The sequence below is a fragment of the Actinomadura opuntiae genome (assembly GCF_030283205.1).
Lineage (GTDB): Bacteria > Actinomycetota > Actinomycetes > Streptosporangiales > Streptosporangiaceae > Spirillospora.
This window is the reverse complement of the sequence record NZ_JASNWF010000016.1, coordinates 95,453-114,800: the sequence shown is the minus strand read 5'-3', so window position 1 is coordinate 114,800 and position 19,348 is coordinate 95,453. Positions and strand designations below refer to the sequence as shown.

General features: G+C 73.4%; 21 protein-coding genes. 12 read left to right on the top strand and 9 right to left on the bottom strand.

Features of this window, described 5'->3' with window-relative positions:
* Positions 1 to 103: 103 nt before the first annotated feature.
* The 3 genes from QP089_RS31545 to QP089_RS31535 all read right to left on the bottom strand — a co-directional run bounded on the left by QP089_RS31545 (position 104) and on the right by QP089_RS31535 (position 3,270).
* A complete protein-coding gene (locus QP089_RS31545) occupies positions 104 to 1,228 on the bottom strand; it encodes a D-alanine--D-alanine ligase family protein (protein ID WP_285916477.1) in 1,125 nt (374 codons plus the stop codon).
* An 87-nt stretch (positions 1,229 to 1,315) separates the two neighbouring features.
* Positions 1,316 to 2,305, bottom strand: coding sequence for an NAD(P)H-dependent glycerol-3-phosphate dehydrogenase (locus QP089_RS31540; RefSeq protein ID WP_285916751.1), 990 nt, complete (start codon positions 2,303 to 2,305; stop codon positions 1,316 to 1,318).
* Between the two features lie 17 nt (positions 2,306 to 2,322).
* Complete coding sequence (locus QP089_RS31535) at positions 2,323 to 3,270, bottom strand: lysophospholipid acyltransferase family protein (RefSeq protein WP_285916476.1); 948 nt, start codon at positions 3,268 to 3,270, stop codon at positions 2,323 to 2,325.
* Between the two features lie 85 nt (positions 3,271 to 3,355).
* Here QP089_RS31535 and cofC point away from each other — a divergent pair, with 85 nt between their 5' ends.
* Both cofC and QP089_RS31525 read left to right on the top strand, forming a co-directional pair.
* Positions 3,356 to 4,042, top strand: a complete 687-nt coding sequence (gene cofC, locus QP089_RS31530; RefSeq protein ID WP_285916475.1) for a 2-phospho-L-lactate guanylyltransferase — start codon at positions 3,356 to 3,358, stop codon at positions 4,040 to 4,042.
* 9 nt (positions 4,043 to 4,051) lie between these two features.
* A complete protein-coding gene (locus tag QP089_RS31525; protein WP_285916474.1) occupies positions 4,052 to 4,264 on the top strand; it encodes a hypothetical protein in 213 nt (70 codons plus the stop codon).
* 51 nt (positions 4,265 to 4,315) lie between these two features.
* Here QP089_RS31525 and QP089_RS31520 read toward each other — a convergent pair whose 3' ends face one another.
* From QP089_RS31520 to leuC, 4 genes are all read right to left on the bottom strand, one after another.
* Positions 4,316 to 4,594: an HU family DNA-binding protein gene (locus QP089_RS31520; protein ID WP_151542535.1), complete on the bottom strand. Its 279-nt coding sequence runs from the start codon at positions 4,592 to 4,594 to the stop codon at positions 4,316 to 4,318.
* Between the two features lie 158 nt (positions 4,595 to 4,752).
* Positions 4,753 to 4,986 (bottom strand): SCO5555 family protein, encoded by a 234-nt coding sequence (locus QP089_RS31515; RefSeq protein ID WP_285916471.1) that lies wholly within the window; start codon positions 4,984 to 4,986, stop codon positions 4,753 to 4,755.
* 355 nt (positions 4,987 to 5,341) lie between these two features.
* Entirely contained in the window at positions 5,342 to 5,929 is a 588-nt protein-coding gene (leuD, locus tag QP089_RS31510) for a 3-isopropylmalate dehydratase small subunit (protein ID WP_285916470.1), read from the bottom strand.
* A 9-nt stretch (positions 5,930 to 5,938) separates the two neighbouring features.
* Positions 5,939 to 7,336 carry a 3-isopropylmalate dehydratase large subunit gene (gene leuC / locus QP089_RS31505; RefSeq protein ID WP_285916468.1) on the bottom strand — a complete coding sequence of 466 codons (1,398 nt, stop codon included), beginning with the start codon at positions 7,334 to 7,336 and terminating at the stop codon, positions 5,939 to 5,941.
* A gap of 99 nt (positions 7,337 to 7,435) precedes the next feature.
* Between leuC and QP089_RS31500 the strand changes: the two genes are divergently transcribed.
* Positions 7,436 to 8,149, top strand: coding sequence for an IclR family transcriptional regulator (locus QP089_RS31500; protein WP_285916466.1), 714 nt, complete (start codon positions 7,436 to 7,438; stop codon positions 8,147 to 8,149).
* A 185-nt stretch (positions 8,150 to 8,334) separates the two neighbouring features.
* Here QP089_RS31500 and QP089_RS31495 read toward each other — a convergent pair whose 3' ends face one another.
* Positions 8,335 to 8,955 carry a TetR/AcrR family transcriptional regulator gene (locus tag QP089_RS31495; protein WP_285916464.1) on the bottom strand — a complete coding sequence of 207 codons (621 nt, stop codon included), beginning with the start codon at positions 8,953 to 8,955 and terminating at the stop codon, positions 8,335 to 8,337.
* A 112-nt stretch (positions 8,956 to 9,067) separates the two neighbouring features.
* Here QP089_RS31495 and QP089_RS31490 point away from each other — a divergent pair, with 112 nt between their 5' ends.
* The 3 genes from QP089_RS31490 (at position 9,068) to QP089_RS31480 (ending at position 13,503) form a co-directional block, all read left to right on the top strand.
* Complete coding sequence (locus QP089_RS31490; protein ID WP_285916462.1) at positions 9,068 to 11,401, top strand: glycoside hydrolase family 3 protein; 2,334 nt, start codon at positions 9,068 to 9,070, stop codon at positions 11,399 to 11,401.
* A gap of 148 nt (positions 11,402 to 11,549) precedes the next feature.
* A complete protein-coding gene (locus QP089_RS31485) occupies positions 11,550 to 12,173 on the top strand; it encodes a MerR family transcriptional regulator (protein WP_285916461.1) in 624 nt (207 codons plus the stop codon).
* A gap of 91 nt (positions 12,174 to 12,264) precedes the next feature.
* A complete protein-coding gene (locus tag QP089_RS31480; protein WP_285916459.1) occupies positions 12,265 to 13,503 on the top strand; it encodes an NAD(P)-binding domain-containing protein in 1,239 nt (412 codons plus the stop codon).
* Here the strand turns inward: QP089_RS31480 and QP089_RS31475 are convergent.
* A complete protein-coding gene (locus QP089_RS31475; RefSeq protein WP_285916458.1) occupies positions 13,500 to 14,408 on the bottom strand; it encodes a LysR family transcriptional regulator in 909 nt (302 codons plus the stop codon). The genes QP089_RS31480 and QP089_RS31475 overlap by 4 nt on opposite strands.
* Before the next feature lie 89 nt (positions 14,409 to 14,497).
* On the opposite strand from QP089_RS31475, the gene QP089_RS31470 reads away from it, so the two are divergent.
* The 6 genes from QP089_RS31470 to QP089_RS31445 all read left to right on the top strand — a co-directional run bounded on the left by QP089_RS31470 (position 14,498) and on the right by QP089_RS31445 (position 19,328).
* Positions 14,498 to 15,358: an SAM hydrolase/SAM-dependent halogenase family protein gene (locus QP089_RS31470; protein ID WP_285916456.1), complete on the top strand. Its 861-nt coding sequence runs from the start codon at positions 14,498 to 14,500 to the stop codon at positions 15,356 to 15,358.
* Between the two features lie 32 nt (positions 15,359 to 15,390).
* The gene (locus QP089_RS31465; protein WP_285916455.1) at positions 15,391 to 16,263 is read left to right on the top strand and encodes an ABC transporter substrate-binding protein; all 873 of its coding nucleotides are present in this window, start codon (positions 15,391 to 15,393) and stop codon (positions 16,261 to 16,263) included.
* 7 nt (positions 16,264 to 16,270) lie between these two features.
* Positions 16,271 to 17,143: an amino acid ABC transporter permease gene (locus QP089_RS31460; protein ID WP_285916453.1), complete on the top strand. Its 873-nt coding sequence runs from the start codon at positions 16,271 to 16,273 to the stop codon at positions 17,141 to 17,143.
* Positions 17,140 to 17,889, top strand: coding sequence for an amino acid ABC transporter ATP-binding protein (locus tag QP089_RS31455; RefSeq protein WP_285916451.1), 750 nt, complete (start codon positions 17,140 to 17,142; stop codon positions 17,887 to 17,889). Before QP089_RS31460 ends, QP089_RS31455 begins: the two co-directional genes overlap by 4 nt.
* A 10-nt stretch (positions 17,890 to 17,899) precedes the next feature.
* The gene (locus QP089_RS31450; protein WP_285916449.1) at positions 17,900 to 18,298 is read left to right on the top strand and encodes an NUDIX hydrolase; all 399 of its coding nucleotides are present in this window, start codon (positions 17,900 to 17,902) and stop codon (positions 18,296 to 18,298) included.
* Between the two features lie 166 nt (positions 18,299 to 18,464).
* Positions 18,465 to 19,328, top strand: a complete 864-nt coding sequence (locus QP089_RS31445; RefSeq protein ID WP_285916447.1) for an MHYT domain-containing protein — start codon at positions 18,465 to 18,467, stop codon at positions 19,326 to 19,328.
* The last annotated feature ends 20 nt before the right edge of the window (positions 19,329 to 19,348 follow it).

Here is a 19,348-nt window from a genome sequence, read left to right as displayed (position 1 = left end):
AACGATCCGATCCTGTCCCGGCCCCGTTTCCGCCGGATTTCACGGCCGCGAACGTCAGGTCACCCGGCCTTCACCACGGGCGGAAGAGCCGCCCGGTGCCGTGTCAGCGCAGGCCGATGGGGCGGCGCAGCGCCGTCTGGATCAGGCGGTCGACCAGGGACGGGTAGTCCAGGCCGGTCGCGGCCCACATCTGCGGGAACGCCGACGCCGGGGTGAAGCCGGGCATCGTGTTGATCTCGTTGAGGATCCAGCGGCCGTCGGGGGTGTGGAAGAAGTCGACCCGGGCGAGGCCCTCGCAGTCCAGCGCCTCGAACGCCTGCGCCGCGACCGTCCGGACCTCGTCGATCGCCTCGGCGGGCAGGTCCGGCGGGATGACCATCCGGGTGCCGGCGTCGAGGTACTTGGTCTCGAAGTCGTAGAAGTCGTGGCCGCTCGCCGTCAGCACCTCGGCGGGCAGGCTGGCCTCGGGCGGGCCGTCGTCCAGGCCCTGCAGCACGCCGCACTCGATCTCGCGGCCCTCGATCGCCGCCTCCACGATCACCTTGGGGTCGTGCTCGCGGGCCATCTCGACCGCCGCCTCCAGGTCGGCCTCGGCGGCGACCCGGGTGATGCCCATGCTCGACCCGGCGCGGGCCGGCTTGACGAACACCGCGCGGCCGGCGACGAGCCCCAGCTGCTCCTTGACCTCGTCGAGCTTGCGCTTGCGCTCGCGCCGCCACTCCCGGTCGCCGATCAGCACGTACGGGCCGACGGGCAGCCCGCGCGCCTGCCAGACCAGCTTCATGAACCCCTTGTCCATGCCGACCGCGCTGGCGAGCACCCCGGCGCCGACATAGCGGACGCCGGCCAGGTCGAGCAGCCCCTGGATGGTGCCGTCCTCGCCGTACGGGCCGTGCAGCAGCGGCAGGACGACGTCGACCTCGCCGAGCGTGGCGGGGACCTTCCCGGGCTCGACGACCATCAGGCCGCGGTCGTCGGGGTCGAACGGCAGCGCGAGGGCGCTGCCGGCGCCGGACACCTCGGGGAGCCGGCCGTCCTCGATCGCGAGCCGCTGGTCCTCCGGGGCGAGCACCCAGCGGCCGTCGCGGGCGATGCCGATCGGCAGCACGTCGTAGCGGTCCCGGTCGATCGCGGCCATCACGGCGCCCGCGGTGACGCAGGAGATCGCGTGCTCGGAGCTGCGCCCGCCGAACACCACGGCCACGCGCGTCTTAGAAACCTCGGACATGATTCCCGACCCTATCGGTGATCGGTACGGACCGGCCACGAACGATCCGGGCGCGCCCCGGCCGCCCGCCGGCCCGCCGCGGGCGCGTCACACCCCGTACCGTTCCGGCTTCGGCGAGCGGGAGATCAGCGCGATCGCCGCCTCCCGGATCGGGGTGCCGCGGTACAGCACCGAGACGACCGCCTCGGTGATCGGCATCTCCACGTTGTGCTTGCGGGCCAGCTCCAGCACCGCCTCCGAGGACTTCACGCCCTCGGCGGTCTGCTTGGTGACGGCGATGACCTGCTCGAGGGTCATCCCGCGGCCGAGGTTCTCGCCGAAGGTCCGGTTCCGGGCCAGCGGCGACACGCAGGAGGCGACCAGGTCGCCCATCCCGGCGAGCCCGGCGAAGGTGTGCTCGTCGGCGCCGAGCGCGATCCCGAGCCGGGTGATCTCGGCGAGCCCGCGGGTCATCAGCACCGCCTGGGTGTTGGACCCGAAGCCGAGCCCGACCGACATCCCGACGCACAGCGCGACGACGTTCTTGATCGCCCCGCCGAGCTCGACGCCGATCACGTCGGTGGAGGTGTAGACGCGGAAGTAGGGGGTCATGGTCGCGGCCTGCAGCTGCCGCGCGGCCTCCTCGTCCACGCACGCGGCGACCGCGGCGCTCGGCTCGCCGGTCACGATCTCGCGCGCCACGTTCGGGCCGCTGAACACCGCGACCCGCTCCTCGGGGACGTCGGCGACCTCGCGGACCACCTCCGACATCCGCCGGGTGGTGCCGAGCTCCACGCCCTTCATCAGGCTGACCAGGACGGCGCCGGGCGGCAGCAGCGGCACCCACGCCGACAGGTTGTCGCGGAGCGTCTGCGCCGGGACGGCCAGCGCCACGAAGTCGGCGCCCTCCAGCGCCTCGGCCGGGTCCAGGGTCGCCCGGATCGGCTCGGGCAGCGGGGCGCCGGGCAGGTAGTCGGTGTTCTCGTGCCGCTCGTTGATCGCCTCGACGAGCTCGGGGCGGCGCGCCCACAGGGTGACCTCCCCGCCCGCGTCGTGCACCAGCTTGGCGAACGTGGTCCCCCAGGACCCGGCGCCCATCACCGCGGTGCGGCAGGTCACGAGTCACCCGCCTTCGCGGTCCCGGTGGGGCCGGCGGTCCCGGGGGCGTCGCCGCCCGCGGCGGCGGGCGTGCCGGCCTGCGCCTCGGCGGCGTCGGAGACGGCGGCGTCCGGGGCGGCGACGGCGTCGCGGTCCGCCGGCTCGACCGGCTCGACCGGCTCGGCCGGGCCGGGCACCGCGGCGGCCGCGGCGCGGCGCCGCTCCTCCAGCACCTTGTGGTGGTCGTAGCGCTCGGCGGGCGGCCGCTCGCCGCGCAGTTCACCGAGCAGCTCGCTGATCACGGTCATGATGTCGTCGGTGGCGGCGCGCAGCGTCTCCTTGTCGAGCGGGCGCCCCTCGTACTTCGACAGGTCGATCGGCGGGCCCGCGATCACCTGCATCGTCTTGCGCGGGAACGGGTGGAACCCCTTCTTCAGGCTCCCGGCGAGCCCGCGCTGCTCGGCCTTCTTGTACGGCAGCAGCTCGTGCGCGCCCCACGTCGCGACCGGGACGACCTTCGCGCCGGTCTGCAGCGCCATCCGCGCCACGCCCGTCTGGCCGGTCATCGGCCACAGCTCGGGGTCGCGGGTGCAGCTGCCCTCCGGGTAGAACATCAGGCACTCGCCGTCCACCAGCGCCTTCTCGGCGTCCCTGAGCGCCAGCGCGGCGTCGGCGCTGTCGCGGTACACCGGGATCTGGCCGGTGCCGCGCATCACCGTCCCCACGATCGGCGTGCTGAACAGCGCGTCCTTGGCCAGGTACACCGGGTACCGGCCGGCCTCGTAGACGAAGTGCGCAAGGGCGAGCGGGTCGGACTCGGAGATGTGGTTGGCGGCGATGATCACGCCGCCCGTCCTGGGCACGTTGCCCCGGCCGCGCCAGTCCCGTCTCAGCAGCCCGAACAGCAGGGGCCGCAGGATGACGATCGTGAGCTTGCGCCAGCCAGGCGAGTACCCGTGGCTCATGGCCCGTCCCTCCTCGATCCGTACCCGGCGTGAACGCGGGGTGTCCTCAAGTGTCGCGGTTGTCTGCGCATAGTGTCGAGTTGCCATGTCTACCCCAGCGCCCAGCGCGCCTCATCAGCAGTGGTCGCTCGTCGTGCCGGTCAAGGTGCTGGCCAGGGCCAAGACCCGCATGTCCGCGGCGGCGGGGCCGCACCGCGAGGCGCTCGCCCTGGCGGTCGCCGCGGACACCGTCGCGGCGGCGCTGCGCTGCCCCCGCGTCCGCGATGTGATAGTGGTCACCGACGATCCCGTCCCGGCCGCCGAGCTGGCCGCGCTCGGCGCGCGGATCGTCCCGGACGAGCCGGACGCGGGGCTGAACCCGGCCCTGGTGCACGGGGCCGGACGCGGCCGCGAGCTGTCCCCGGACGCGGGCGTCGGCGCACTGTCGGCCGACCTGCCCGCGCTGCGGCCGGACGAGCTCGCGCGCGTCCTCGACGCGGCCGCGCGGGCGCCCGAGGCGTTCGTCCCGGACGCGGCGGGCGTCGGCACCACCCTCTACACGGCGCGTCCCGGCGTCCCCTTCTCCCCCGCCTTCGGCGGCGACTCCCGCGCCGCCCACCGCGCGCGCGGCGCCCGCGAACTGCTGCTGCCCGGCACCGACAGCGTGCGCCGCGACGTCGACACCCCCGACGACCTGCGCGCCGCCCTCGCCCTCGGCACCGGCCCGAGGACCGCCGCCGTCGCCGCCCTCCTCCCCGAGTTCGCACCGTCCGCCGGCCACGGCCGGGGATAGGGTTCGCGCATGCAGGCGACGGTGAAGGACTTCGACGCGGGCACGCGGACGGGGAGCGTGCTGCTGGACGACGGGACCGAGCTGCCGTTCGACGCCGAGGCGTTCGCGGCGGGCGGCCTGCGGCTGCTGCGCTTCGGGCAGCGGGTGAACCTGGCGATGGACGGCGGCCGGGTCTCGGTGGTGACGCTGTCGACGTTCCCGCTGCCGCCCCGGGAGGCGTGAGAACACGACAGCGCCCGGGACCGATGCGGTCCCGGGCGCTGTCGCGTGCGGCTACTTCTTGCCGGCCACCAGGTTCTTGAAGTCCGCACCGGCCTTGAACTTCGGCACGGACGTCGCGGGAACCTCGATGGTCTTGCCCGTTGCGGGGTTGCGGGCCGTCCGGGCAGGCCGGTCGGCCTTCTCGAACGAACCGAACCCGGTGATCGCCACCTTGTCGCCCTTGGCGACCGCGGACTGGATCGCCTCCAGGATCGCGTCGACGGCCTCGGCTGCGGCCTTCTTGCTGCCCAGCCGGTCAGAGATGGCGTCGACCAGCTCACGCTTGTTCATGGGTTACTCCTCTAGTTCCCCCCTTGCCCGAACGAAACTAAGGGACCCTCAGCATGGACACAATCACCTGCACGCAAGAGTTGCCGTGTCGCTGGCGTTTTTGTCGGCCTCGCCCCCGTCTCGCCGGGTGACCGGACCGGATCCGGCCACTGCGCACGCTAACGGACGCCGGGCGCCTCGTGGAAATCGGCCAGGAACGCCTCCAGCCTGCGGGCGGCGAGGTCGGAGTCCCTTTTGGCCAGATCGGTGATCGCCAGGAGGTGGCGGATCAGCCGCCGCCGGGTCTGCGGCGGGAGCGGCGCCACGGCCCGATGCGCGTCGCGCAGCTGCCGGGCGAGCCGGGTCAGAGCCGGGTCGTCCCACTCCGGTCCGGTCCACGGCGTGGCGTTCACGAAAGCCCCCCAACGCTCGGGCATCATCGTCCCCTGGACGAATTCTCCCGCGCGAGGCTACGCGACCCCCACACCGGGTCCCGCCAACACCCCGCGCACAGCCCCGAAGCCCAACCGCGGGAGAGTCGAAGCCCAACCCCCGGGAAGGTTGAAGCCCGACCTCCGGAAAGGTCGAAGCCCAACCCCGAGCAGGTTGAACCTCAGCCACCGCCACGGGCAGGCACGTGGAGCGAGCGCAGCGAGCGGAGCGGGCCTGCCCGACGGCCGAGAGGCTGTTTCAACGCGGAGCGCTAGCGGAGTGTTGAAACAGCCTCTCGGCCGCAACGGGGGGTTCCAGGGGGGTCGTCCCCCTGGGCTACACAGTCACTGGGAGCCAGGGGCGCCGGGCGGCTTCGTAGTCGTTGATGGCGTCGCCGTGGCGGAGGGTCAGGCCGATGTCGTCCAGGCCTTCCATGAGCCGCCAGCGGGTGTAGTCGTCGATCTCGAAGGTGGCGACGTCGGCGCCCCAGCGGACCTCGCGCTTCTCCAGGTCGACGGTGATCTCGAGGGCGGGGTCCTTCTCAATAGCGCTTTGCAGGTTCTCGACCTGCTCGTCGGTCAGCACGACCGGCAGCAGCCCCATCTTGGTGGAGTTGTTGCGGAAGATGTCACCGAAGCGCGGCGCGATGACGACGCGGAAGCCGTACTGCTGCAGGGCCCAGACGGCGTGCTCGCGGGACGAGCCGGTGCCGAAGTCGGGGCCGGCCACCAGGATGCCGGCGCCCGCGTACTGCGGCTGGTTCAGGACGAAACCGGGGTCCTCGCGCCAGGCGGAGAACAGGCCCTTGTCGAATCCGGTGCGGCTGACCTGCTTGAGCCAGACGGCCGGGATGATCTGGTCGGTGTCGACGTTGCTGCGCCGCAGCGGGACGGCGCGCCCGGTGTAGGTGGTGAACGCTTCCATGTCGGCTCCTTACAGGTCGGCGGGGGCGGCCAGGCGGCCGGTGACGGCGGTGGCGGCGGCGACGGCGGGCGACACCAGGTGGGTGCGGCCGCCGGGGCCCTGCCGGCCCTCGAAGTTGCGGTTGGACGTGGAGGCGCTGCGCTCGCCGGGGGTGAGCTTGTCGGGGTTCATCGCCAGGCACATCGAGCAGCCGGCCTCGCGCCATTCGGCGCCGGAGGCGGAGATGACCCGGTCGAGGCCCTCCGCCTCGGCCTGCTTCTTGACCTCCATCGAGCCGGGGACGACCAGCATCCGGACGCCGTCGGCGACCTTGCGGCCCTCCAGCACGCCCGCGACGGCCCGCAGGTCCTCGATGCGGCCGTTGGTGCAGGAGCCGACGAAGACGGTGTCGACCCTGATCTCGCGCAGCGGCGTCCCGGCGGTGAGGCCCATGTACTCCAGGGCCCGCTCGGCGTTCTGCCGCTTCACCGGGTCGTCGATGGCCGCGGGGTCGGGCACGGACTCGCCGAGCGGCAGGCCCTGGCCGGGGTTGGTGCCCCAGGTGACGAACGGGGTCAGCTCGGCCGCGTCGATCACGACCTCCTTGTCGAAGACCGCGTCGTCGTCGGTGCGCAGGGACGTCCAGTACTCGACGGCCTCGTCCCAGTCGGCGCCCTTCGGGGCGTTCGGGCGGCCCTTGAGGTAGGCGAACGTGGTCTCGTCGGGGGCGATCATCCCGGCGCGGGCGCCGGCCTCGATGGACATGTTGCAGACCGTCATGCGGCCTTCCATCGACAGCGAGCGGATGGCTTCGCCGCGGTACTCGATGATGTGGCCCTGGCCGCCGCCGGTGCCGATCCGCGCGATGATCGCCAGGATCAGGTCCTTGGCGGTGACGCCCTCGGGCAGCGCGCCTTCGACCGTGACGGCCATGGTCTTCGGCTGGATCTGCGGCAGCGTCTGCGTGGCGAGGACGTGCTCGACCTCGCTGGTGCCGATGCCGAACGCCAGCGCGCCGAACGCGCCGTGCGTGGAGGTGTGCGAGTCGCCGCAGACCACGGTCATGCCGGGCTGGGTCAGGCCCAGCTGCGGGCCGATGACGTGGACGATGCCCTGCCCGTCGTCGCCCATGGGGTGCAGCCGGACGCCGAAGTCGGAGCAGTTCTTGCGGAGCGTCTCGACCTGGGTGCGCGACACCGGGTCGGCGATCGGCTTGAGCAGGTCCGTGGTCGGGACGTTGTGGTCCTCGGTGGCGATCGTCAGGTCGGGGCGGCGCACCTGGCGGCCGGCCATCCGCAGCCCGTCGAACGCCTGGGGGCTGGTGACCTCGTGCACCAGGTGCAGGTCGATGTAGAGGAGGTCGGGCTCACCCTCGGCACGCCGCACGACGTGCGCGTCGTACACCTTCTCGGCCAATGTACGGCCCATCACACCCACCTCACCTGTCATGATCGTCCGGCGCGCCGTCGCGCCGGGGTCCGGTCCGGTTGATTTGCATCTCAAATTACGAGACGGCAATATCAAGACATGGACAACTCTAGCGGAGTCGGCGTACTTGACAAAGCGGTTCTGGTGCTGAACGCGCTCGAGGCCGGTCCCGCCTCGCTCGCGCAGCTCGTGCAGACCACCGGCCTCGCCCGCCCCACGGCCCACCGGCTCGCCGTCGCGCTGGAGCACCACCGCCTCGTCCACCGCGACACCCAGGGCCGGTTCATCCTCGGCCCGCGCCTCGCCGAGCTGGCCGTCGCCGCCGGCGAGGACCGCCTGCTCGCCATCGCCCAGCCGATCCTCGCCCAGCTGCGCGACCACACCGGCGAGAGCGCCTCCCTGTTCCGCCGCCAGGGCGACGTCCGCGTCTGCGTCGCCGCCGCCGAGCGCACCAGCGGCCTGCGCGACACCATCCCCGTCGGCGCGGCCCTGCCGATGACCGCCGGGTCCGCCGCGCAGATCCTGCTCGCCTGGGAGGAGCCCGACCGGATGCACCGCGGCCTGCGCGGCGCCAAGTTCGAGGCCACCGCCCTGGCCTCCGTCCGCCGCCGCGGCTGGGCCCAGTCCGTGGGCGAGCGCGAGCAGGGCGTCGGCTCGGTGTCCGCTCCCATCCGCGGCGCCGGCGGCCGCGTCATCGCCGCCGTCTCCGTCTCCGGTCCCCTCGAACGCCTCACCCGCTCCCCCGGCCGCCTGCACGCCGCCCCCGTCGTCGCCGCCGCCGAAAAGATCAGCGAGGGCATGCGCAGGAGTTGATTGGGGGGCGCCCCCCCAAACCCCCCGTCACGACGGGCATGCGCGCTGCGCTCGCTGCACTCGCTCCGCGCGCCTGCCCGAGACCGGTGGCGGGGCTCCGACCTTCCGGGCGCGGCGCGCCGGGGATCCCGTTGCGCTCGCTGGCGCTCGCTCCGCGGGCTGTCCCGTGGACCGGTGGTCGAGGTTCAGGCCCTGGGGCGGAGGGTTTGCATCAGGTCGTCTACGTGGGCTTGAAAGAGGGCGGGCATGTCTATGCCGTCCTGGTCGAGCAGCCACTGGGTCTGCAGGCCGTCCATGATCGCGATGAGGCGGGCGGCGGTGGCGTCGGCGTCGAGGTCGGCGCGCAGGTCCCCGGCGTCGGCGGCGCGGCGCAGCGCGTCGGCGACCCAGCCGCGCAGCCGGACGTAGCGGGCGCGGGCCCACGCGCGGGCGGGATGGTCCGCGGTGACGGCCTCGCTCGTCAGCACCACGAACAGCCGGACGAGCTCGGGCGTGCGGCTGTTGTGCTCCACGACCCGGACCAGCGCGGCGAGCACGTCCAGGCCGCCGGCCGCCTCGTCGCCGGCGAAGAAGCGTTCCATGTCGCGCCGGTCGCGCAGTTCGAGGACCGCGACGAGCAGCTGCTCCTTGGTGCGGAAGTGGTGCAGCAGGCCCGGCTGGGACAGCCCGGCGCGTTCGGCGACGCGCGCCAGCGAGGTGCCGCGGTAGCCGTGCTCGGCGAACTCCTGCGTCGCGATGTGCAGGATGCGCTCGCGTCTGGCGTCGCCGGCGGCGTAGCCGCGCCGCCGGTCCGTGCTGGTCGTCACGTCACCTCACTCTACGCAGATACCTCCATAACGTACAGGTAACAAACCTACCGAGTACTCGGTATCGCGAAATATGGTGAGGTTCGTTCGGAAACGTCCAGGAGGAGGTTCGATGACCGTCGACGAGTCCGGCCTGCGCAAGCGGCTCGCGGAACTGACGCTCGAGGAGAAGGTCCATCTGCTGACCGGGGCCGACTTCTGGTCGCTGCGCCCGATCCCCCGGATCGGGCTGCGGAAGGTGGTGCTGTCGGACGGCCCGAGCGGCGTCCGCGGCACCGCGTGGGACGAGCGGAGCACGAGCCTGCTGTTCCCGAGCCCGACGGCGCTGGCCGCGACGTGGGACCCGGACCTCGCCGAGCAGGCGGGACGGCTGAACGGCGCGCAGGCCAGGGACAAGGGCGTGCACGTCCAGCTCGCGCCGACGATCAACCTGCACCGGACCCCGCTCGGCGGACGGCATTTCGAGAACTACTCCGAGGACCCGCTGCTCACCGCCCGGATCGGCGTCGGGTTCGTCCGGGGCGTTCAGTCGGCCGGGGTGGCGGCGACGGTGAAGCACTTCGTCGGCAACGACTCCGAGACCGCCCGGATGTCCTACGACGCCCGCATCGGCGACGAGGCGCTGGACGCGCTGTACATGCGCCCGTTCGAGGACGCGGTGAAGGCCGGCGCGTGGGCCGTGATGGCCGCCTACAACAAGGTCAACGGCACGACGATGACGGAGAACCACGCGCTGCTGACCGGTGTGCTGAAGGAGCGCTGGGGTTTCGACGGCGTGCTGATGTCGGACTGGACGGCGATCCGCTCGACCGCGGCCAGCGCCAACGCCGGAATGGACCTGGAGATGCCGGGCATGCCCGGCAACGCGTGGCGGGACAAGCTCGTCACCGCCGTCCGCGACGGCGAGGTCGCCGAGGACCTGATCGACGACAAGGTGCTGCGGATCCTGCGGCTGGCCGCGCGGGTCGGCGCACTCGAGGGCTTCCCCGAGCCGGCGCCCGTGACGACGCCCGCCGACGCACCCGCACGGCTGCGCGCCCTGGCGGCGCGCGCGTGCGTGCTGCTGCGCAACGAGGGCGGCGTGCTCCCGCTGAACGTGCCCCGCAAGCTGGCGCTGATCGGCCCGAACGCCGTGCGGTTCAGCGCGCAGGGCGGCGGCAGCGCGCACGTGAACCCCGAGCACGTCGTCTCGCCGGTCGAGGGGCTGCGGCGGGCGCTCGGCGCCGACACCGAGCTGGTCGTGCGCGCGGGCGTGTACCCGCACGAGCGGCTGGCGGCGCTGCCGCTGGACATGGCCGCCGACCCGGAGACGGGCGAGCCGGGGGTGCGCCTGGAGTTCATCGACGCCGACGGCGCGATCCTCGACTCCGAGCACCGCAGGGCCGCGCGCTTCATGTTCTTCGAGGGCGTTCCGGACGCCACGGCGCAGATCGTCGTGCGCGCCGAGGTGACGCCCGCCGCGGACGGCGTGCACACCTTCGCGGTCGCCGGCGTCGGCGAGTACGACGTGCGCATCGCGGACACGACGGCGACGCTGAACCTGTCGCTGGACGGTGGCGACCCGGTCGAGGCGATGATGCGCCCGCCGGAGCACCGCGTCGAGGTGCGGCTCGCGGCCGGGCGACCCGTCCCGGTGGAGCTGCGGCGCGCCTACCGGCCCGGGTCGTTCCTGACCGCGTTCGGAATCGGCTACCACGAGCCGCACCTGCCCGAGGACGAGGAGCTGGCGGCGGCGGTCGAGGCCGCCCGCGCCGCCGACGTGGCCGTCGTGGTCGTCGGCACGAACGACGACGTGGAGAGCGAGGGCTTCGACCGGACGACGCTCGCGCTGCCCGGCCGCCAGGACGAGCTGGTCTCCGCCGTCGCCGCGACCAACCCGCGCACCGTCGTGGTGGTGAACGCGGGCGCGCCCGTGCTGATGCCGTGGCGGGACGAGGTCGCCGCGGTGCTGTGGGCGTGGCTGCCCGGCCAGGAGGGTGGCGACGCCATCGCGGACGTGCTCACCGGCGCCGCCGAGCCGGGCGGGCGGCTGCCCACCACGTTCCCGGCGACCGAGGACGGCATCCTGTCGCCGGTCCCCGCCGAGGACGGGTCGCTGCCGTACGCCGAGGGCACCGCGATCGGCTACCGGCACTACGCACCCGACCGGGTCGCGTACCCGTTCGGACACGGCCTGGGCTACACGACCTGGGAGTACGAGTCGCTGACGGTGTCGGACGGGGTGGCGGAGGTGACCGTCCGCAACACCGGTGAGCGGCCGGGGCGCGAGGTCGTCCAGTGCTACGCCTCGTCGGACGCCCTGCCGCTGCGGCTCGCCGGGTTCGCGGTCGCGGAGGCCGGGGCGGGCGAGCGGGCGACCGTCCGGGTCGCGCTGGACGAGCGGCTGCCCGGCGGGTGCGCGCTGCGCGCCGGGCGCTCCGTCGCCGACCTCCGGCTGACCGCCTGACGCCGGGGTGCGGGCCGTGCCGGGGCAGGGGCCCGGCACGGCCCGGACCAGGTACGACAAAGCACCGCAAGTCGGACCACCTTTGACGAGTGCCCGTATCCGCCCGCGCGCCCTGGATAGCGTTGACCTCCGGACAAGGAGGTGCGCGGTGCAGATCTCCGAGCTCAGCGATCGCAGCGGCCTGACGGTCCAGACGATCAAGTTCTACATCCGGGAGGGCCTCCTCCCGAAGGGCTCGGTGGTGAGCGCGACCCGCGCGGAGTACGACCACCGCCACCTCGAGCGGCTCCGGCTGATCAGCGCGCTGCGCGAGGTCGGCGACCTGCCGGTCGCGGCGATCCAGCGGATCGTCGAGGCGATCGAGGACGAGCGGGTCAGCCTGCACGAGCTGTTCGGCACCGCCCAGTACGCCATCGGCCCGCACGTCGCCGCGCCGCACGACCCGCACTGGCGCGCCGCCCGCCAGGACGTCGACGCGCTCGTCCGCGAGCTCGGCTGGACGGTCGGCGAGCGCTCCCCCGCCCGCGACCTGCTCGCGCACACCTTCGTCGCGCTGCGCCGGCTCGGCTTCCCGATCACGCTCACCGACCTGCGCCCCTACGTGAAGGCCGCCGCCGAGGTCGCCGAGCACGAGATCGGCCGCGTCGCCGACGGCGCGCCGCGCGCCCGGACGGTCCACACGCTGCTGGTGTCCACCGTCCTGTACGAGCAGGTCCTGACGGCCCTGCACCGGCTGGCCCAGGAGAACGCCTCCGCGCGCCGCTTCGGCTGAGACGGGTTCCGAGCCATGCGGCAGCCGCATGCCTACTGTGCGAAAGCTGCGCTGGTGGCATGGCCCGGCGGCCCCTAGCGTCGGTCGCACCATGACACGAATCGCTTTTCTCGGACTGGGACGTATGGGCGTCCTGATGGCCGGACGGCTGATCGCGGCCGGTCACGACGTGGCGGTCTGGAACCGGACCGCCGCCAAAGCCGCACCGGCGGTGGAGGCCGGTGCGACGCTCGCGGCGTCGCCCGCGCAGGCCGCCGCCGGCCGGGACCTCGTCATCACGATGCTCACCGACGGGAACGCCGTCGAGGACGTGCTGTTCGGTCCCGGCGGGGCCGCCGACGCGCTGGCACCCGGCGCCGTGATCGCCGACACCTCGACGATCGGCCCGGACGCGGCGCGCCGCGTCCGCGACCGGTTGCCGGACGGTGTCGGCTACCTCGACGCGCCCGTCGTCGGGAGCGTCCCGCAGGCGGAGGCGGGCGAGCTGGAGGTGCTGGCGGGCGGCACCGCCGACGACATCGCCCGCGCCGGTGGCGCGCTGGAGGCGCTCGGACGGGTCCGGCACGTGGGGCCGCCCGGGTCCGGTGCCGCGTTGAAGCTCGTCGCGAACGGCGTGCTGGTCGCGAACTTCGCGGTGCTCGGCGAGGCGCTCGCGCTCGCCGGCCGCCTCGGCGTCGACCGCGGCCTCGCGCTCGACGTGCTCGCCCGCACCAGCGCGCAGGCGAGGAGGCTGCGCGACGCGGCGCCCGGCGCGCCGCCGCGCTTCACCCTCGCACTCGCCGCCAAGGACCTCGGCCTCGCGCTGGACGCCCCGGGCGCGCCCGCGTCGGGCGTCCTCTCCGCCGCCCGCGCCCGCGCGTCCGCCGCGCTGGCGGACGGCCTCGGCCCCCACGACCTCATCGCACTCGCGGACCACGCCCGAAAGGACTCCCCCATGCGCGTCGCGCTCGGCAACCCCGCCACCGTCCCGCCGCCGCCGAACCCCTTCTACTCGCACGCCGCGCACGTGACGGCCGGGCCGATGCTGTACGTGTCGGGGCAGGTCGCGTTCGGCGAGGACGGGAAGATCGACGCTCCCGGCGACATGGGCCGGCAGTCCGAGGTGATCTTCGGGCTGCTGGAGCGGATCCTTGCGGCGCACGGCGCCGGGTTCGCCGACGTCGTCAACGTCCGGACGTTCGTCACCGACCTGGACCGGGTCGCCGAGTACGGGGCCGTCCGGCGGCGGTACTTCTCCGGCGCGGCGCCCACCAGCACGACCGTCGAGGTCTCCCGGCTGTTCCACCCCGACGCCCTGCTGGAGGTCGAGGTGGTCGCCGCGGTCCCCTAACCCAGCTCGGCGGCGGCGGCGCGCAGGTCGGCCAGGAACGCGGTGACCGCCGGGGACCTGCGCGCGTGCCGCCCGACGGCGGCGTGCACGGTCCGGCCCGGCGGGCCGGGGTCCAGCGGGCGCATCGCGACGTCCTCGCGCGCCATCGCCGCCGCCGCGAGCGCGGGCACGAGGGTGACGCCGAAGCCCGCGGCGACCAGGCCCAGCTTGGAGATCCACTCGGCGACCCGCAGCGGCGTGCGCGGCTCGAACCCGGCGGCCTCGCAGCGGGCGCGCAGCGCGGCGACGGCGTCGGGCGTGTCGGCGACGATCCACGCCTCGCCCGCCAGCTCGCCCAGCGGGACGCGGCGCAGCGCCGCGAGCGGGTGTCCCGAGGGCAGGGCGACGAGCAGCGCGTCGTCCAGCAGCGCGACCAGGTCGCCGGCGGGCAGCGCAGGGACGATGTGGGTGCTGACGACCGCGACGTCGAGGTCGCCGGCGTCCAGCAGCGTAAGCAGCCGGTCGGTGGTGCCCTCGCGCAGCGCGATGCGCACGCCGGGGTGCGCTTCGCGGAACCGGGCGAGGGCGCGCGGCACCAGCGCCGCGTTCGCGGTGGGGAACGCGCCGAGCCGCAGCGTCCCGGTGTCGAGGCGGCGCAGCCCCTCCATCGCGCGGGCCGTGTCGGCGAGCCGGTCCAGCAGGGCGCGGGCGTGCGGGAGCAGGTGCTCGCCGGCGGGGGTGGGCCGCACGCCGCGGGCGCCGCGCGCGAACAGCTCGACGCCGCAGGCGTCCTCCAGCGCCGCGATCTGCCGGGACACCGCCGACTGGGTGTAGCCGCCCGCCGCCGCGGCGGCCGTGAACGAGCCGAGGTCGGCGACGGCGACGAAGGTCCGCAGCAGGAGCGGATCGAGCGAATCGGCGCGCATCCCCGGAGGATAAGCGCAGGTTCGGGCACCAGATCGGCTTGGTAGGCTTCTGCTCTCCTTCATTCCCGCAGGTCCCGCCGAGGTCGCCCATGTCCGGAAGCCGCCCGTTCGTCAGCATCGCCACGGACTTCGGCGCCGCCTACACCTCGATCTGCGCCGGGGTCGTGTACACGATCGCCCCGGACGCGACCGTGTTGGTGCTCAGCGACGAGATCACGCCGTTCGACGTGGTGGAGGGCGCGATGCTGCTGCGGCAGGCGCTGCCCTACCTGCCGGTCGGCGTGCACGTCGGCATCGTGGACCCGGGCGTCGGCACCCCGCGCCGCCCCGTGGCGATCGAGACCGGGCGCGGAGACGTGCTGGTCGGGCCGGACAACGGGCTGCTGGTGCCGGCGGCGGAGGCCCTCGGCGGCATCGTCCGGGCGCACGCGCTGGAGAAACCGGCGTACCGGCTGCCGGAGGTGTCCACGTCGTTCCACGGCCGCGACATCTTCTCCCCCGCCGCCGCGCACGTCGCGACCGGAGTCGACGTCGCCGGCCTCGGCGCGCGGGTCGAGCCGCTGCCGCTGGACCTGCCGGCCGCGGCCGCCCGCGAGGGGGAGCTGACCGTCCCCGTGCTGTACACCGACCGGTTCGGCAGCCTGGTGCTGGGCGCGGAGCGCGACGACCTCGCGGCCGCGTTCGGGGCGCTGGAGCCGGGCACTCCCCTCGATCTCGAATGGAGCGTTCCAGACGGGACGTCCCGCACCGCCCGCGTCCCGTTCGAGGGGACCTTCGGCAGCGTCGCCGTAGGCGAACCGCTGCTGTGGATCGACTCCTCCGGCTGGCTCGGCCTCGGCGTCAACCAGGGACGCGCCGCCGACGTCCTCGGCCTGACCGGCGCGCGAGCCGTCACCCTGCGCGCCGCCACCGGGCGCTCCACCAACGGGCGCACCGCCCCGCAGTCCTGATTCGCAACCCCCGCAACGCTGGAGGCACCTCCGTGACCCGCCGTCCCCTCGTGGCCGCCCTGACCGGCGTCGCCGCGCTGACCCTCGCCGTCACCGCCTGCGCTCCGCAGGACGACGACTCCACCGCCTCGGCGAGCAAGAGCCCCGCGTCCTGCACCAAGGACAAGCTGCCGCTGAAGTCGCCCGGCAAGCTGACGGTCGCGACCGACAAGCCCGCGTTCGAGCCGTGGTTCAAGAACGACGCCCCGTCCAACGGGCAGGGCTTCGAGAGCGCCGTCGCCTACGCCGTCGCCGGGAAGCTGGGCTTCACCAAGGACCAGGTGAGCTGGACGACCCAGTCCTTCGAGTCGTCGTACGCACCCGGCCCGAAGAACTTCGACTTCGACATCAACCAGATCTCGGCCACCCCGGCCCGCGAGAAGGCCGTGACGTTCAGCGACGGCTACTACGACGTCCAGCAGGGCGTCGTGGCGCTCAAGAGCGGCAAGTTCGCCGACGCGACGAGCATCGCGGAGCTGAAGAAGGCGCGCATCGCCGTGCAGGTCGGGACGACCGCGCTGCAGGCGGTGCAGAACCAGATCAAGCCGGACGGCCAGCCGAAGATCTTCAACACCCAGATCGACGCGGTGAACGCGCTGAAGAACAAGCAGGTCGACCTGCTGCTGGTGGACCTGCCGACCGCGTTCTATGTCACCGCCGCGCAGATCGACGGCTCGAAGATCGTCGGGCAGCTGCCGCAGACCGAGGGCGGCTCCACCGAGCACTTCGGGCTGCTGATGGAGAAGGGCAGCACGCTGGTCGGCTGCCTGAACCAGGCGATCGGGCAGCTGAAGTCGTCCGGCGAGCTCGCGAGGATCCAGCAGCAATGGCTGACCTCCTCGGCCGGCGCGCCCGTCCTGAAGTGACCGGGCGATGACCGCGCAGGCGGGCGGCGAGACCGCCTGGGTCAAGAGCGAGCGGCAGCTGGAGCGGGAGCGGCGGCGCCGCCGCGCCGGCGTCCGACGCGGGTCGCTCGCCGCCGCGTCGACCGCGGTGTGCGTCGCGGTCGTGCTGGCCGTGGTGGTGACGTCGCCGGGCTGGCCGCGCGTGCACGAGACGTTCTTCAACTGGGGCGAGTTCACGAACGCGTTCCCGGACGTGCTGCGCGGCTTCTGGCTGAACGTGCGGATCTTCCTGATCGCCGAGCCGGTGATCCTGGTGCTCGGGATGCTGGTCGCGCTCGCGCGCGGGCTGCGCAATCCGCTGTTCTTCCCGCTGCGGGCCCTGGCCGTCGCCTACACCGACGTGTTCCGCGGCATCCCGACGATCCTGCTGGTGTACCTGGTCGGGTTCGGCCTGCCCGCGCTGCGGTTGCAGGGCGTCCCGGACAGCCCGGCCGTGCTCGGCGGGTTCGCGCTCGTGCTGTCCTACGGCGCGTACGTGGCGGAGGTGTTCCGCGCGGGCATCGACTCGATCCACCCGAGCCAGCGCGCGGCGGCCCGGTCGCTCGGGCTGAGCAAGACACAGAGCCTGCGGTTCGTGGTGCTGCCGCAGGCGGTGCGCCGGGTCGTCCCGCCGCTGCTGAACGACTTCGCCTCGCTGCAGAAGGACACCGCGCTCGTCGCGGTGCTCGGACCGCTGGAGGCGCTGCGGCAGGCGCAGATCCACTCGGCCGCCAACTTCAACTACACGCCCTACCTGGCCACGGCGGTGCTGTTCATCGCGCTGACCGTGCCGCTGGCCCGGTTCACCGACCATCTCGCGGTGCGCGCCGAACGCCGCCGCGCCCCCGGAGGCGGCACATGAGCGGACCGCTGCTGCGCGTCGAAGGCGTCTGGAAGACCTACCACGCGCATCCGGTGCTGCGCGGCGTCGACCTTGACGTGGCGCCGCACGAGGTCGTCTGCCTCATCGGCGCCTCCGGGTCGGGCAAGTCGACGCTGCTGCGCTGCGTGAACGTGCTGGAGACGGTGGACGACGGCGCGATCTTCCTGGAGGGCGACGACATCACCGACCCCGGCGCCGACCCCGACGAGGTCCGCAAGCGGATCGGGATGGTGTTCCAGGCCTACAACCTGTTCCCGCACATGTCGGTGCTGGACAACATCACGCTCGCGCCCGTCCGGGTGCACAGGCGGCCGAAGGCGGAGGCCGTCGACCAGGCGCACGAGCTGCTGAAGCGGTTCGGCCTGGCCGACAAGGCCGGCGAGTACCCCGACCGGCTGTCGGGCGGCCAGCAGCAGCGCGTCGCGATCATCCGGGCGATGGCGACGCGGCCGAGCCTGCTGCTGCTGGACGAGGTGACCTCCGCGCTCGACCCGGAGCTGGTCACCGAGGTGATGGGGATCATCCGGGAGCTGAAGGAGTCCGGGATGACGATGGTCCTGGCGACCCACGAGATGGGGTTCGCCCGCGACATCGCCGACACGGTCTGCTTCCTGTCCGACGGCGTGCTGCTGGAGCGCGGCACGGCCGAGCAGATCTTCGAGGAGCCGGCCGAGCCGCGCACCCGCGAGTTCCTGCGCCGCGTCCTGGAGTCGCGCCGCATCTAGGGTGGGCGTCGTGGCGGATCTGGACGTGGTGGCATGGGTGCGGGTGGTGGACGGGCGGCTGCTGACCGTCCGGTCGCGGGGCCGTGACCTGCTGTACCTTCCCGGCGGCAAGCGGGAGCCGGGCGAGGACGACTGGGCGGCGCTGTCGCGGGAGGTCCGCGAGGAGCTGGGCGTCGAGCTGGACCGGGCGTCGTTGCGCGGCCTCGGCGTGATCCGCGCGCCCGCGCACGACCAGCCCGACTTCACGCACGCCCGGATGGCGTGCTTCACCGCGTCGTGCCGGGGGTCGATCGCGGCGTCGGGCGAGGTCGACGAGTACCGCTACGTCGCGCCGGCCGACCGGCACCTGCTCGCCCCGGCGTCCCGGTCCGCGCTCGACCTGGCGATGGAGCACGGCCTGCTGTCCTGACCGTCCTCCCGCACGCGGCCCGTCCGGTGGCCGCTCCGGGGGGTGAGCGCCCGCGCACGGGCGGTCGATTTTCGGACCAATACCTGCATGGTTCCCAATTTGCCCGGATAAGTGCGGTTATGATGCGGCCACCTCACCAGTGGTCTCGTGCTTCACGGGGGATCGCATGGCCCACGTGCACCATTTCTCATACGGGTTGCTGACCCCCGTGTGCGCCTACCTCATGTCGTTCGTCGGCTCGTTCCTCGGGCTGCTGTGCACGTCGCGCGCCCGCGCGTCCACGGGCCGCTCGCGCGCCTCGTGGCTGGCGCTCGCGGCGCTGGCGATCGGCGGCACCGGGATCTGGGTGATGCACTTCATCGCCATCCTCGGCTTCAGCATCTCGGGCATGCAGATCCGCTACGACGTCCCGATCACGCTGCTGAGCTGCCTCGCGGCCGTGGTGGTCGTCGCGGTCGGGCTGTTCATCGTCGGCTTCGGCGGCTCCGGGACGCCGGTCATCGTCACGGCCGGCGTCATCATGGGCATCGGCGTGGTGAGCATGCACTACAGCGGCATGGCGGCGATGCGGATGTCCGGCCACATCGGCTACCAGCCCGGGCTGGTCGCGCTGTCGGTGGTGATCGCGGTGGTGGCGTCCACGGTGGCGCTGTGGTTCTGCCTGCGTGCCAAGGGCAGCTGGGAGACGGCCGGGGCCGCGCTGATCATGGGCGTCGCGGTCACCGGCATGCACTACACGGGCATGGCGGCCATGCGGGTGACCATGGACGGGAACGCGGGCGCGACCGGCGGCGCCGACCCGATCGACTTCCTGCTGCCGCTCATCGGCGGCATCGCCGTCGTGTCGACGACCCTGCTGATCATCATCGCGATGGCGCCGAGCGAGGACGAGATCCACGCCGACCGCGCCCTGCAGGAACGGCTGCGCTCGCTGCAGGAGGGCGGGTCGCGCGCGGCGCCGCGTCCCGGCGACGCCCCGCCCCCGGCCCGCACCGCGGGCGAGTGGTTCGGCGGCGGCCCAAGCCGCTAGGACGGCTCGCTGGGCGCCCG

Coding starts and splice junctions, on each gene's coding strand:
- QP089_RS31540 (WP_285916751.1), bottom strand. CDS start 2,305: ATGGGCGCCGGGTCCTGGGGGACCACGTTCGCCAAGCTGGTGCACGAC.
- QP089_RS31460 (WP_285916453.1), top strand. CDS start 16,271: ATGACCGCGCAGGCGGGCGGCGAGACCGCCTGGGTCAAGAGCGAGCGG.
- QP089_RS31475 (WP_285916458.1), bottom strand. CDS start 14,408: ATGCGCGCCGATTCGCTCGATCCGCTCCTGCTGCGGACCTTCGTCGCC.
- leuD (WP_285916470.1), bottom strand. CDS start 5,929: ATGGAAGCGTTCACCACCTACACCGGGCGCGCCGTCCCGCTGCGGCGC.
- QP089_RS31500 (WP_285916466.1), top strand. CDS start 7,436: ATGGACAACTCTAGCGGAGTCGGCGTACTTGACAAAGCGGTTCTGGTG.
- leuC (WP_285916468.1), bottom strand. CDS start 7,336: ATGGGCCGTACATTGGCCGAGAAGGTGTACGACGCGCACGTCGTGCGG.
- QP089_RS31445 (WP_285916447.1), top strand. CDS start 18,465: ATGGCCCACGTGCACCATTTCTCATACGGGTTGCTGACCCCCGTGTGC.
- QP089_RS31545 (WP_285916477.1), bottom strand. CDS start 1,228: ATGTCCGAGGTTTCTAAGACGCGCGTGGCCGTGGTGTTCGGCGGGCGC.
- QP089_RS31535 (WP_285916476.1), bottom strand. CDS start 3,270: ATGAGCCACGGGTACTCGCCTGGCTGGCGCAAGCTCACGATCGTCATC.
- QP089_RS31525 (WP_285916474.1), top strand. CDS start 4,052: ATGCAGGCGACGGTGAAGGACTTCGACGCGGGCACGCGGACGGGGAGC.
- QP089_RS31480 (WP_285916459.1), top strand. CDS start 12,265: ATGACACGAATCGCTTTTCTCGGACTGGGACGTATGGGCGTCCTGATG.
- QP089_RS31520 (WP_151542535.1), bottom strand. CDS start 4,594: ATGAACAAGCGTGAGCTGGTCGACGCCATCTCTGACCGGCTGGGCAGC.
- QP089_RS31470 (WP_285916456.1), top strand. CDS start 14,498: ATGTCCGGAAGCCGCCCGTTCGTCAGCATCGCCACGGACTTCGGCGCC.
- QP089_RS31490 (WP_285916462.1), top strand. CDS start 9,068: ATGACCGTCGACGAGTCCGGCCTGCGCAAGCGGCTCGCGGAACTGACG.
- QP089_RS31455 (WP_285916451.1), top strand. CDS start 17,140: ATGAGCGGACCGCTGCTGCGCGTCGAAGGCGTCTGGAAGACCTACCAC.
- cofC (WP_285916475.1), top strand. CDS start 3,356: ATGTCTACCCCAGCGCCCAGCGCGCCTCATCAGCAGTGGTCGCTCGTC.